This window comes from Mesorhizobium sp. Pch-S, from assembly GCF_004136315.1.
Lineage (GTDB): Bacteria > Pseudomonadota > Alphaproteobacteria > Rhizobiales > Rhizobiaceae > Mesorhizobium.
In genome coordinates, this window is record NZ_CP029562.1 from 1,830,872 (window position 1) to 1,843,208 (window position 12,337).

The window sequence follows — 12,337 nt, forward strand, 5'->3', positions numbered from 1 at the left end:
TGTGCAGGTATTTGTGCAACAAACCCGCTCAGAGATTTGCAGCCGCTGGAAAAGCATTGTTTCCGCGCCCCCTTGCGACACAGGCCTTGCAAATTCTGCAAGCACGGCGGGGGCGCTTCAGCCCCAGGGCTCCGCCACGCGTGGCCAGACCGGACGTTTCAGCTTTTCATAGTCGGTGGCCGCAGGATCGCTCGGATAGGAGCTCGGCGACGAGACATAGATGATCTCGGCCGCGATCGGCTCGAAGCCGGCGTAGAAATGGTTGGTCGACTTGATCAGCAGCACGTCCTTGGACAGTGGATCGACGCCGAGATTGGAGAAGATGTCCGGCTCGAAGGTCTGGGTGCGGTTGGTGTTGAGGATGACGTCGATCTCGGTGCCTTCCAGCCGCACCAGCGCGGAAGCCCCCAGGGTGACGCGGCTCGGGCCGAAACTCTGCCAGCTCTCGGCGACAGCCTTCATCACGCGCACCCTGGCGTCGATCGGTTCGCCGGCCAGCGGGCCGGCCTTGCCGCCGAAGCGCAGGTCGATGACCGCGCCCTCGCCCGCCGCATGGCAGAAGGTGACGGCGAGCGGGTCCCAGATGGTGGCGACGCCGACATTTTTCAGGCCGCGCGCCAGCATCGCGCGCAGCAGCGAGGTGCCGTCGCCGGCGACACCGCCACCAGGATTGTCCCAGACATCGGCGATCACCACCGGCTTCGCCTGGTTGGCCGCGCGTACTTCGAGCGCGCGGTCGATGCCCTGGTCGGCGCCCAGCATCGGCATGGCCAGCTGCCCGCGCAGCGCATAGAGCTCGCGTCCCAGTTGCTCGGCCAGGGCATCGCCCTTGGCCTTGTCGTTGTCGGTGACGACCATGATGCGCGCGCCCATCTCCGGCACGTCGGCGGCCATGAAGCCGTGGATGACGGAAGCCGAAAGCACGCCATCCTTGCCGTGCAACGCCTTGATGCGGTCGACGAAGCCGCGCATCGGCTGGCGACTGGTCGGCATCACCTCGATCATGCGGCAGTCGAAGGTCGAGATCACCGGCTTGATCTCGCCACGCGCTGCGGCAAGGCCGAGCTCGACGACATGCTCGCCGCGCTCGTAGAAATCGGTGTGCGGGAACTCGAGGAAGGCAGCGAGCACATTGGCCGCGGCCACGCGCTTCGGTGTCAGATGGCTGTGCGGGTCGAGCTCGGAAGCGACAACGACATCAGGCCCGACGATCTCGCGGACACGGGCGAGAAGGTCGCCTTCGCAGTCGTCATAGCCTTGTGCCACCATGGCTCCATGCAGGCCGAGGATAACGGCATCGACCGGCAGCGCCGCTCGCAACTGGTCGAGGATCTCGTCACGCAGCGCCTCGAAGGTCTGCCGCTGCACCAGCCCGCCGGGCTCCGCCCAGGTCGCGGTGCCTTCGATGACGGTCAGCCCCTCTGCGGCGGCGCGGCGGCGCAGCGCGACGATCGGCGAGGAACACAGCGTCGGCGTTTCCGGATGCTGGCCGGGTCCGGCATAAAAGGCCATCTCAAAGGAGGCCCGGTCGGTCGGCACCGGTGAGAAGGTGTTGGTCTCGGTCGCCAGCGAGGCGGTAAAGATACGCATGCGCTCTACTCGATTTGATCGTCGGGAGTTCGCCTTCCGCAGCGATGCGGCGGAAGGCAACCGGCTATTTCACCGGTGCGTAGGCGACCGCTTCGATCTCGACCTTGATGTCGATCATCAGCCGCGATTCCACCGTGGTGCGGGCCGGAGGCTCCTTGGCAAAGAAGGATCCATAGACCTTGTTCATGCCGCCGAAGTCGCGCGCGTCCTCGATCCACACCGTGGTCTTGACGACGTCGTCCATGGTGGCTCCGGCCAATGCCAGTGCCGCCTTGACGTTCTCCAGCACCTGCCTTGTCTGCGGCTCGATGCCGCCGTCGACCACCGTGCCGTCGGGGCGCACCGGCACCTGGCCGGAAACGAAGACAAAATCGCCGGCGCGCACCGCTGGCGACAGCGGCACATGCGACGTCCCGAAAACCTGCTTGCGTGACATTCCCTGAAATTCTCCTGTTATTTGACGGCGCCCAGGGCCAACCCCCGGACGAGATAGCGCTGCAGCCAGGCAAACAGCACCGCCACCGGCAAGGTGGCCAAAAGCGCTGCCGCCATGACGTGGTGCCATTCGACGGTGTAGCGGCCGGCAACCAGCGCGAACACCTGGATGGGCAGCGTGTAATTCTCCTGGCTGCGCAGAATGGTCAATGCGATGATGAACTCGTTCCAGGCATTGATGAAGGTAAAGATGGCGGTGACCGCGATCGCCGGCAGGCACAGCGGCAGGAACACCTTGCGCAGGGTGAGCCAGCGACCCGCGCCTTCCATCCAGCTGGCCTCCTCGAGATCGCGCGGGATGGTGTCGAAATAGCTCTGCAGCATCCACACCGTGAAGGCGACGTTGAAGGCCATATAGACGACGCCGACGGCGGTCGTGCTTTCGATCAGCCCCCAGGCGGCGATCAGGCGGAACAGGCCGAGCACCAGCACGATCGACGAGATCATCTGCGAGACGAGCAGGAACTGCCGCATGGCGCCATAGCCGGCAAAGCGGAAGCGCGACATGGCATAGGCTGCCGGGATGGCGATCACGATGGCGCCGACAGTGGCCAGCACCGAGACGTAAAGCGAATTGAGCAAGGCGCGACCGAAGCCGGTCGCCACCCACATCTCGGCGAAGTTCGACCAGCGGAATTCGCTCGGCCACCAGTTCGGCGTCAGCACCTCGGCGCGCGGCTTGACTGCGGTCAGGAACATCACCGCGAAGGGAAACAGCGTCACCACGATCAGCGGCGACAAAAGCAGCCAGGCAATGACGGAACGGACGAGCTTGCTTCTTCTCATGCTTCCCGCTCCCGCATGGCCAGGCGCACATAGATCATGGTGAAGACCAGCAGGATCGCGAACATCACCAGCGAAACGGCCGAGGCCTCACCCAGTTTGCCGACACGGAAAGCCAGCTTGTAGAGGTAGGTGACCAGGATATCGGTGGAGTTGGCCGGCCCGCCCTGCGTCATCACCCAGATGATCGGGAAGGAGTTGAAGACGTAGATCATGTTGAGCACGATGGCGATGTTGATGAACGGCTTCAGCAGCGGCAGCGTGATGGTGCGGAACTGCTGCCAGGTCGAGGCGCCTTCGAGTGCTGCCGCCTCGTAGAGATCATCCGGGATCGATGACAGCCCGCCGAGGAAGATGGTGACGGTGAACGGCACGGTGACCAGGATGCCGATCAGCACCTGCATCGGGAAGGCCGTGCCGGCGCTGGCAAGCCATTGAATGTTCTGGTCGATGATGCCGAGGCCGATCAGCGCCGAATTCAGCATTCCGCTTTCGCCGTTCAGCGCCCAGCGCCAGACCACGGCCGTCATAGTGAGCGAGACGGCCCAGGGCAGAAGGATGATGACGCGGGCAAGGCCACGGCCGTAGAAATCCGAATTGAGGATCAGCGCCACGGGAATGGACAGGATCAGCGCGCCGGCAACGACCGAAAGCGTCCACAGCCCGGTTCGCCACAACGCCGCGATGAAATCCGGATCGTTCGTCAGCGCCGCGAAATTGGCCAGCCCGGCGAAATCGCGCAGCTGGCCGAAGCGGCTGACCTCGGAGTCGAGATCTGCACCAGGTCGTAGACCGGCCAGAAGATCACCACCGCTGCCAGGAAAAGGCTGGGCAGGATGAGCAGGTAAGGCAGCGCGCGATTGTGCATCCGGGACTGTGTCTGAGAGTTTCTTGTCGCCGCGACAGGAATGCCACGGACATGAAAGCCGGCGGCGCGTCCCATTGCGGGGACGCGCCGCAGCCTGAGTTACTTCTTCAGCACTCCGTTTGCCTTGGCGGCGGCTTCCTTCAGGACGGCCTCCGGCTCTCCCTGTCCGAGATAGATCTTCTGGACAGCGTCCGAGGTGATCTGGGCGATCTCCTCCCAACCCGAGATGACCGGTGCGAAACGGGCCTCGGGCAACAGAGCGGTGAAGGCGGCAAGACCGGCATTGTCGACATAATACGGCATCTTCGCCTCTTCCTTGTTCACCGGCAGGAAGCCTTCATTCTGGGTGAACTTGGCACGCTGTTCGGTGGTGAACAGATAGTCGAGCAGCTTCCATGCCTCTTCCTTGTTCTTGGAATTCTTGAACATTATGATGGAATCGGTGACGCCATAGGTGCCGCGTGCGCCGGTCGGTCCGGCCGGGATCGCCGCCACGCCATATTTCAGGTTCGGCACCTCGTCCTTGATCTGGTTCATCAGGAAAGGCGCGGTGATCATCATGCCGACCTTGCCCTGCTTGAAGAGGTTCTGCACGTCTTCGCGGTTCATCGAGGTGACGCCGGGCTGGGTCAGCCCCTCGTCGATCATCGACTTGTAGAGCTTGGCCGCATCGAGCGCGCCCGGCGTGGAAAGGCCGGAAGTGCCATCCTTGTTGAGGATCTCGGTGCCGAACGACCACATGCCGTAATAATAATAGACGTCGGTCTCGATCTCCTTGCCCTGGATGCCGTAGCCGAAGGCGCCGGTCGCCTTGATCTTGCGGGCGTCTTCCTGCAACTCGGCCCAGGTTCCGGGCGGGTTGGCGATGCCGGCCTTCTCGAACAGTTCCTTGTTGTAATACATGGCGCGCGCCGAAGCGGCGATCGGCAGGCCGTAGGTCTTGCCTTCCATGATCGACGGCGACAGGAACGTCTCGATGAAACGGCCCTTGAAATCAGGCGTCATGTAGCCGTCAAGCGGCTCGGCGACGCCCTGCTGCACGAAATCGATCAGCCAGCGCGTGCCGATGATCGAAAGGTCGGCATTGGTGCCGGCGGTGATGTCGGTGGTCAGCTTCTGCAGCAGCACGTCCCACGGCACCACCTCGATCTTCAGGGTCGTGCCGGGATTGGCGGCCTCGAAGCCCTTCTTGACCTCTTCGAAATAGGGGCCGGTCTTCGAGCTGTACTCCGCGACGGTCACGCGTACCTCGCCTGCATCGGCCTGCGCGGTCACCGCCAACATGCTCAAGCCGGCCAGAAGGCCGGCGGTCCATTGTGCCAGTCTCATAAAATCTCTCCCATTGTCATTGCGGGCCATCGTCCTTTCGGACCAATGCCCCGGGCGGTAACATGCGGCTCTTCCCTTCATGTTACTTTCCTACATTATCGCTGAAAATCCACCTTTCAAGCAGATTTTTCTGTTGCTTAATTACATTTTTGCTTACATTTTCGCACCCGGCCAGATTGGAGGAGACAGCGCGGGCAATGTCCAATACCGAATTCCAGGGCAAGACCGTGGTGATCACCGGGGCCGGCGGCGGGCTCGGCTCGGCGCTGGTGACGTTGTTTGCCGAACGTGGCGCACGGGTGGTCGGCTGCGACCAGTCGGCCGAGGCCCTGAGCAGCGAGGCGATCGCCTCGCGCCATGTCTTCGACCTGACCCGGCGTGAAGAGATGGAGGCCGCCGCAAGCGCGCTCGTCGCGCGGGATGGCGTGCCCGATATCCTGATCAACAATGCCGGCTGGACGCGCGCAGAGACGCTGACGGCACTCAACGCCGCGACCATCGAACGCGAGCTCGACCTCAATCTCACCGGCGTCATGACCTTCGCCGACCCGCTGACCAAGGCAATGGCCGGACGTGGCAGCGGCAGTGTCGTCTTCGTCTCGTCGGTCAACGCCATCGCGCATTTCGGCAATCCTGCCTATGCCGCGGCAAAGGCAGGTATCAACGCCTATGCCAAGGCGCTCGCGGTCGAACTCGGCCGCAGCGGCGTGCGCGCCAACGTCGTGTGCCCCGGCTCGATCCGCACCGCCGCCTGGGATCACAGGCTCGAAAAGAACCCGGAAGTTCTCGGCAAGCTGAAGCGGCTCTACCCGCTCGGCCGCATCGTCGAGGCCCGTGAAGTGGCCGAGGCTGTCGCCTTCCTGGCATCGGCGCGCGCTTCGGGCATCACCGGCGTGGTGATGCCCGTGGACGCCGGCTTGACGGCAGGTTTCCTGCCCTTCATCGATGACATATTGGGAGGCTAGCCATGACCGATGTCTCGTTCCGCGGGCTGTCGAAATCCTACGGACAGCACAAGATCCTCGAGGACATCAACCTGGAGATCGCCAGCGGCGAGTTCGTCGTGCTGGTCGGCCCGTCCGGCTGCGGCAAGTCCACGCTGCTGCGCATGCTGGCGGGCCTGGAAACGATCTCCTCCGGCGATCTCCTGGTCGGCGGCGTGCGCTCCAACGATCTGCCGCCGCAGAAGCGCAACATCGCCATGGTGTTCCAGTCCTACGCGCTGTTCCCGCACCTGAAGGCCTCACAGAACATCGGCTTCGGTCCGAAGATCCGTGGCGAAAGCGCGCCGGTGATCGAGGAAAAGGTCAAGAAAGCCTCCGGTATCCTCAACCTGTTCTCCTATCTCGACCGCTATCCGCGCCAGCTCTCCGGCGGCCAGCGCCAACGCGTTGCCATGGGCCGCGCCATCGTGCGCGAGCCTTCCGTGTTCCTGTTCGACGAGCCGCTCTCCAATCTCGACGCCCAGCTGCGCGTGCAGATGCGCACCGAGATCAAGGCGCTGCACCAGCGGCTCAAATCCACCATCGTCTATGTCACGCACGACCAGATCGAAGCGATGACCATGGCCGACCGTATCGTGGTCATGGACAAGGGCCGCATCCAGCAGGTCGGCAAGCCGCTGGACCTTTATGACAAGCCGGCAAACAAGTTCGTCGCCTCCTTCATCGGCTCGCCATCGATGAGCTTCGTTTCCGGGGCGCTGAAATCGGAATCCGATGGGACCTGGTTCGAGCCGGCCGGTGGCGGCAGGCTGAAACTTGCCGGTGCGCAGGCTCTCTCGGGAACCATCGAGGCCGGCATCCGCCCTGAACATTTCGTTGCCGGCGGCGACAGCGCCGTCAGCCTGCGCGTCGATGTGGTCGAGCCGACCGGCTCTGAAACCCACGTCTATGGTGCCATCGGCAACGACGCCATCCGCGCGGTGTTCCGCGACCGCATCGCGGTGAAACCCGGCGACCGGCTGCCGGTCAGCGTCGCACCCGGCAACATCCACCTGTTCGATACGGCGACAGGCCTGCCGCTGTGAAGACACCGGCGGACATCATCACCCGCCTGCAGATGATGGCGCAGGACGGCACCAGATCCGACCGCCGGCTGGCATCCATGGTGCTGTCCGATCCCGACTTCGCCTCCAAGGCCGCAATCTCGGAGATCGCCACGCGCGCCGGCATCAGCGAGCCGACCGTCACACGCTTCTGCCGCAATCTCGGCTGCGACGGCCTGCGCGATTTCAAATTCTACCTTGCCCAGGCAATCGCCGTCGGCGGCCAGTATCTTTCGGCGGAACCACCGGGCAGCGACGTGCGCGACCAGCGCATCGCAGCCGCCATCACCGAAGCGGCGATCGCCGCCATCCAGCGTGCCAGCGCCATGCTGCCGATGCCCAAGCTGATCGAGATCGCCGAACGCATCGCGGTTTCCGGCAACATCCTGTGCATCGGCTCCGGCGGTATCTCCTCGATGATGGCGACCGAGATGCAGAACAGGCTGTTCCGGCTCGGGCTGTCCGCGCTGGCGCAGGTTGATGGCCAGCTGCAGCGCATGTACGCCTCGGTGGCAACGCCGGAAACCACCGTTGTCGCCTTCTCCGTCTCCGGTTATGCGCGTTCGGTGGTCGAGGCCGTGCAGGTCGCCCGCCAGTATGGCGCCACCACCGTTGCCATCACCGCGCCCGATTCCGCGCTGGCCAAGGCAGCGGAGACGCTGATCCCGTTCCAGTCGCTCGAGGACGGCAACATCTACAAGCCAACCTCCTCGCGTTTCGCGCTGCTGGCCATCCTCGACATCATCGCCACGGCAACCGCCGAAGCGCGCGGGCCGAAGGCGCTGGAAAATCTGCGCCGGATCAAGCAGAGCGTGTACACGCTGAAAGTCGCCGACCCGCGCCTGCCGCTGGGGGACTGATGGTGACACGCTTTCCTCCAGCTCGCGAGACGGCTGACACTGCTGCAGGCTTGGGCCGAATGTTTCCGCGCGGATTTCTGTTCGGTGTCGCAACCGCTGCCTATCAGATCGAAGGCGCCCTCACCGAAGACGGGCGTGGCGAGTCGGTCTGGGATCGTTTCCTGCGCCAACCGGGGCTTGTGGTGGATGGCAGTGACGGCGCAGTCGCGGCTGACCACTACCATCGCTGGCGCGAGGATCTCGGCATCATGACCGAGCTCGGTCTCGGCGCCTATCGTTTCTCCATTTCCTGGTCGAGGGTCCAGCCTGACGGTGGCGGCGCAGTCAATGAAGCGGGGCTCGCCTTCTACGACCGGCTCGTCGATGGTCTGCTGGAACGGAACATCGAACCCGTCGCAACGCTTTTCCATTCCGACATGCCTGCCGCGCTCATGGACAACGGGGGCTGGCGCGCACGCGAGACGAGCGCACGGTTCGGCGACTTCGCTGAACATGTGGCCAGGCGAATCGGCGACCGGGTCAGCAACTGGTTCACCATTGCCGAACCCTACACCTTGATGCGCCACAGCTACGTGCTCGGCGAGCATGCGCCCGGCCTGCGCCTGTCGACCGGCGCAGCCCTGCCGGTGATGCACCATCTTCTCCTCGGCCATGGTCTTGCCACCAGGGCCATCCGCTCGCACTCGAAGGCAAGGATCGGCCTGACCAACCACTCTTCGCCTTGCCAGCCTGTTTCTCAGACGGCCGAAGACGGTGCGGCAAACACGATGTTCGAGACGCTGCGCAACCATACCGTCACCGATGCCATCCTGCTCGGCCGCTATCCGGAGGAGTTGGAAGCCCTTCCCGATGCCGATTGGTCGGCAGTGCTGGAAAATGATTTCGAGATCATCCAGACCCCGGTCGACTGGCTTGGTTTGACCTATTTCCACCCGATCGCGGTGAGCTCCGCCGCTCCGTATGGATCCGAGCCATTTGATATCGCAGTGACCGGCGGCGAGCCGGAAACCACCATGGGATGGCCGATCGTGCCGGCTGGCCTCGGCGAAATCCTGACCCGTCTCCAGGACCGCTATGGCGACAGGCTGCCGCCGATCGTCATCACCGAGAATGGCTGCTCCATGCCGGACCGGCTCTCCGACGAAGGTCGCGTCGATGACCCGCGGAGGATCCGCTTCCTTGCAGATCATCTGAAGGTGCTCGCCGGGGCGATACAGTCCGGCATCCGCATCGATGGCTACTTCATCTGGTCGTTCCTGGATCACTTCGAATGGGAACTTGGCTACACCAAGCGGTGGGGCATCGTGTATGTCGATTTCGAGACCCAACGGCGAACGCTCAAATCGAGTGCCCATTGGTACCGAGAATTGATCGAAGGCTGGCGGTCTGCCCAGGTTTTGATGGATCGACCATCGTTTCTGCCGACGAGAGAGTGAAGATGAGCCCACGCCCCAAGACCATTGCCGAAATCGACACGCCTGCCGTGCTGATCGACATCGACCGCGCCGAACGCAACATCGCCAATGCGCAGAAGGCCGCCGAGGCCGCCGGCGTGAAGCTGCGACCGCACATCAAGACGCACAAGCTGCCCTTCTTTGCCAAGAAGCAGGTCGAGGCGGGCGCCATCGGCATCACCTGCCAGAAGATCGGCGAGGCGGAAGTGATGGCCGATGCCGGGCTGACCGACATCTTCCTGCCCTACAACATCATTGGCAAGGCGAAGCTTGCGCGGCTGCTGGCGCTGCACAGGCGCATCACGCTGTCCGTCACCGCCGACAGCGCGACCACGATCGCCGGCCTTGCCGAGACCTTCACCGATCCCGGCCGGCCACTCAAGGTGCTGGTCGAATGCGACACCGGTGCTGCCCGCTGCGGCGTCCAGACCGCCGAGCAGGCGCTGGCGCTGGCCAGACAGATCGATGCGGCACCGGGCCTTGCCTTCGGCGGACTGATGACCTATCCGGCCGCCGGCGCGCCGCAGGGCGCGGAAGCCTGGCTCGCCAGCGCGCGCGACCTGCTCGAAAGGCAAGGGCTGGCCTGCGAGACCGTGACCAGCGGCGGCACGCCCGACATGTGGCGCAAGCAGGATGCCACCATCGTCACCGAATACCGGCCCGGCACCTATATCTACATGGACCGCTACCAGGTGAAGCAGGGCGCCGCCACGGCCGACGATTGCGCACTCACCGTGCTTGCCACCGTGGTCTCGGCGCCGACGCCGACCCGCGCCATCCTCGACAGCGGCTCCAAGGCGCTCACCAGCGACCTGCTCGGCCTGCCGGACCATGGCGAACTGGTTGGCATTCCGGGCGCCCGCGTGACGGCGCTCAGCGAGGAACACGGCAAGGTCGAACTGAGCGACGGCGCGACACTGGCGGTCGGTGACCGCGTGCGCGTGCTGCCCGACCATGCCTGCGTGGTCACCAACCTGTTTGACGAAATCTACCTCGTTTCCGGTGACCGCGTCGTCGACGTGCTGCCGGTCGCCGCGCGCGGCAAACTTTCCTGAACCCTTCTCCAGACGAACGGAGCTTTCATGTCTGAAACCAAGAACCCATTTGCCGGCGACGCGGACCGCGCCTTCATCTGGGAAATGCTGATGCCGCGCGATTTCGAGGCTTTTGCCGCGCAGGACTGGTCGATGGTGGCCGGCGACTTCGACGAGATGCGCTTCCTCGGCATCCATGCCCACAATTCCCCCAACCAGGACGACTGGAACGCTGCCTTCCCGACCCTGCAGGCCTATCGCGACGAATGGCTGCGCCAGGCCGCCGAATCCGCTTCGGTCGCCTATGCCGAGCCATTGCCTTCCGCACTGCTCAAGGCGGTGACGCTCGACCGCATCGACATCAACGGCAATGTCGCGGTGGCACACAAGAAGTTCGACGGCACCGTGCCGCTTGCCGATGGCGGTGTCGACCGGCTGAACTGGCAGACGCTCTATTTCTGCCGCAACGACGGCGACCGCTGGCGCATCACCGGCTTCGTCGGCTACATGAAATACCGCTGATCCGATCCAGGCGATCGCCGCTGGAGCGTTGCCGTTTTTCGCAAAAGCGCGGCAACGCTCCGGCTCCTTGTTTTCACGCAATTCCGGACAGAAGCCTTTACACCCTGCTCCTGGACTTCCGCCTGAAATCGGCCGCGCACGGGCAGTTTATTAACTGGCGCTGCAATAAGCTCCCTTCGGCCGTCGCATCGGCCACCGCCCGTATCCTGCGAGCGCGTATCGGAGCCGAGGAATGTCCGTGCATCGCCATCCCCGATTGGAAGGCCGCCTTGTCGATGGCATCGAGGCGCCGGCATGTCTCTGAAAGGCTCCGCCAAGAGGTTTCTCAAGCACGGCGCGATCCGTGCCGGCCTGGAAGGCGTCGCGCTGACGCGGGCCGGCATGCTGTGGCCGGCGGCCGCGGGGCGCGGCGTGATCTTCACCCTGCATCATGTGCGCCCGGCGCGTCGCGGTGGCTTCGACCCCATCGCAACGCTTTCGGTGACGCCGGAATTCCTTGATGAGGCAATCCGTGTCTGCATCGAGTCGGGCCTGACGCCGGCGGCGCTGGACGACCTGCCGCGCCTGCTTGCCGATCCCAATGAGAAGCGCCGCTTCGCCGCATTCACGCTGGATGACGGCCTGCGCGACAATGCCGAGCACGCCGCACCTGTGTTTCGTCGGCATGGCGTGCCCTACACCATTTTCGTCACCAAGGGTTTCATCGAACGCAGCCGCTCGATGTGGTGGGAAACGGCCAAGGTGCTGACACGCTCCAAGGACCAGTTCGAGTTCGATTTCGGCAAGGGGATGGAGACGGTCATCACGCGAAACCTTGCCCAGAAGCAGGATACCTATGAACGGATCGTCCACTTCGTGCATTCGAACAACGAGGACGCAGCCGTGGCGGAAGTCGACCGGGCTGCCCGCTCGCGCATGATCGACCCGCTCGCCATCGTCGATCAGCTGGTGATGACGGCCGAGGAACTGCGGACCCTGTCCGCCGACCGGCTGGTGCGCTTCGGGGCGCACACGCAGACCCACATCGCCATGGCGAGAGTGGATGAAGCACGGCTTGCCGATGAGGTCACCGGATCGATCGATGCCGTCGAATCCTATGTCGGTTACAGGCCGACCACCTTTGCCTATCCCTATGGTACCAAGGTTGCGGTGTCGCCACGCGAATTCGATGCCGTTGCGAAGGCCGGCATCAAACTTGCCGTCACCACCCGTCCCGGCATGCTGACGGTCGACAGCTTCAACCAGCCGACCGAACTGCCGCGTGTCTCGCTCAATGGCCACTACCAGCGGCGGCGTTACGTGAAGGCGCTGCTGACCGGCATCCCCTTCAAGCTATTCTGAGCGTCCCGCCAAAA

The 12,337-nt window shown here is 63.9% G+C and carries 11 protein-coding genes and 1 pseudogene; 7 read left to right on the forward strand and 5 right to left on the reverse strand.

All coding sequences use genetic code 11. The features are described from left to right. Positions 1-117: 117 nt before the first annotated feature. The 5 genes and pseudogenes from C1M53_RS08440 to C1M53_RS08460 all read right to left on the reverse strand — a co-directional run bounded on the left by C1M53_RS08440 (position 118) and on the right by C1M53_RS08460 (position 5,065). A complete protein-coding gene (locus tag C1M53_RS08440; protein ID WP_129411841.1) occupies positions 118-1,590 on the reverse strand; it encodes a M81 family metallopeptidase in 1,473 nt (490 codons plus the stop codon). A gap of 64 nt (positions 1,591-1,654) precedes the next feature. Further along, the gene (locus C1M53_RS08445) at positions 1,655-2,026 is read right to left on the reverse strand and encodes a RidA family protein (protein WP_129411842.1); all 372 of its coding nucleotides are present in this window, start codon (positions 2,024-2,026) and stop codon (positions 1,655-1,657) included. A gap of 17 nt (positions 2,027-2,043) precedes the next feature. Next, positions 2,044-2,871: a carbohydrate ABC transporter permease gene (locus C1M53_RS08450; RefSeq protein WP_129411843.1), complete on the reverse strand. Its 828-nt coding sequence runs from the start codon at positions 2,869-2,871 to the stop codon at positions 2,044-2,046. After that, positions 2,868-3,736, reverse strand: a pseudogene (locus C1M53_RS08455) (sugar ABC transporter permease). The gene C1M53_RS08450 and the pseudogene C1M53_RS08455 overlap by 4 nt, the downstream one beginning before the upstream one ends. A gap of 99 nt (positions 3,737-3,835) precedes the next feature. Then, complete coding sequence (locus tag C1M53_RS08460) at positions 3,836-5,065, reverse strand: sugar ABC transporter substrate-binding protein (protein WP_129411844.1); 1,230 nt, start codon at positions 5,063-5,065, stop codon at positions 3,836-3,838. Positions 5,066-5,262: 197 nt separating this feature from the next. On the opposite strand from C1M53_RS08460, the gene C1M53_RS08465 reads away from it, so the two are divergent. The 7 genes from C1M53_RS08465 (at position 5,263) to C1M53_RS08495 (ending at position 12,323) form a co-directional block, all read left to right on the forward strand. After that, positions 5,263-6,030 (forward strand): SDR family oxidoreductase, encoded by a 768-nt coding sequence (locus C1M53_RS08465; RefSeq protein ID WP_129411845.1) that lies wholly within the window; start codon positions 5,263-5,265, stop codon positions 6,028-6,030. Positions 6,031-6,032: 2 nt separating this feature from the next. Continuing rightward, positions 6,033-7,094 (forward strand): sn-glycerol-3-phosphate ABC transporter ATP-binding protein UgpC, encoded by a 1,062-nt coding sequence (gene ugpC, locus C1M53_RS08470; protein ID WP_129411846.1) that lies wholly within the window; start codon positions 6,033-6,035, stop codon positions 7,092-7,094. Then, complete coding sequence (locus tag C1M53_RS08475; protein ID WP_129411847.1) at positions 7,091-7,972, forward strand: MurR/RpiR family transcriptional regulator; 882 nt, start codon at positions 7,091-7,093, stop codon at positions 7,970-7,972. Before ugpC ends, C1M53_RS08475 begins: the two co-directional genes overlap by 4 nt. A gap of 59 nt (positions 7,973-8,031) precedes the next feature. Continuing rightward, positions 8,032-9,408, forward strand: a complete 1,377-nt coding sequence (locus C1M53_RS08480; protein ID WP_129411848.1) for a GH1 family beta-glucosidase — start codon at positions 8,032-8,034, stop codon at positions 9,406-9,408. Positions 9,409-9,410: 2 nt separating this feature from the next. Then, a complete protein-coding gene (locus C1M53_RS08485) occupies positions 9,411-10,481 on the forward strand; it encodes a D-TA family PLP-dependent enzyme (RefSeq protein WP_129411849.1) in 1,071 nt (356 codons plus the stop codon). A 27-nt stretch (positions 10,482-10,508) separates the two neighbouring features. Continuing rightward, complete coding sequence (locus tag C1M53_RS08490) at positions 10,509-10,982, forward strand: hypothetical protein (protein WP_129411850.1); 474 nt, start codon at positions 10,509-10,511, stop codon at positions 10,980-10,982. A 294-nt stretch (positions 10,983-11,276) separates the two neighbouring features. Beyond that, entirely contained in the window at positions 11,277-12,323 is a 1,047-nt protein-coding gene (locus tag C1M53_RS08495; protein WP_129411851.1) for a polysaccharide deacetylase family protein, read from the forward strand. The last annotated feature ends 14 nt before the right edge of the window (positions 12,324-12,337 follow it).

Excerpts from the sequence above, each read along its gene's own strand:
- C1M53_RS08480 (WP_129411848.1), top strand. The coding sequence starts at position 8,032 with ATGTTTCCGCGCGGATTTCTGTTCGGTGTCGCAACCGCTGCCTATCAG.
- C1M53_RS08460 (WP_129411844.1), bottom strand. The coding sequence starts at position 5,065 with ATGAGACTGGCACAATGGACCGCCGGCCTTCTGGCCGGCTTGAGCATG.
- C1M53_RS08490 (WP_129411850.1), top strand. The coding sequence starts at position 10,509 with ATGTCTGAAACCAAGAACCCATTTGCCGGCGACGCGGACCGCGCCTTC.
- C1M53_RS08445 (WP_129411842.1), bottom strand. The coding sequence starts at position 2,026 with ATGTCACGCAAGCAGGTTTTCGGGACGTCGCATGTGCCGCTGTCGCCA.
- C1M53_RS08450 (WP_129411843.1), bottom strand. The coding sequence starts at position 2,871 with ATGAGAAGAAGCAAGCTCGTCCGTTCCGTCATTGCCTGGCTGCTTTTG.
- C1M53_RS08495 (WP_129411851.1), top strand. The coding sequence starts at position 11,277 with ATGTCTCTGAAAGGCTCCGCCAAGAGGTTTCTCAAGCACGGCGCGATC.
- C1M53_RS08465 (WP_129411845.1), top strand. The coding sequence starts at position 5,263 with ATGTCCAATACCGAATTCCAGGGCAAGACCGTGGTGATCACCGGGGCC.
- C1M53_RS08485 (WP_129411849.1), top strand. The coding sequence starts at position 9,411 with ATGAGCCCACGCCCCAAGACCATTGCCGAAATCGACACGCCTGCCGTG.
- C1M53_RS08440 (WP_129411841.1), bottom strand. The coding sequence starts at position 1,590 with ATGCGTATCTTTACCGCCTCGCTGGCGACCGAGACCAACACCTTCTCA.
- ugpC (WP_129411846.1), top strand. The coding sequence starts at position 6,033 with ATGACCGATGTCTCGTTCCGCGGGCTGTCGAAATCCTACGGACAGCAC.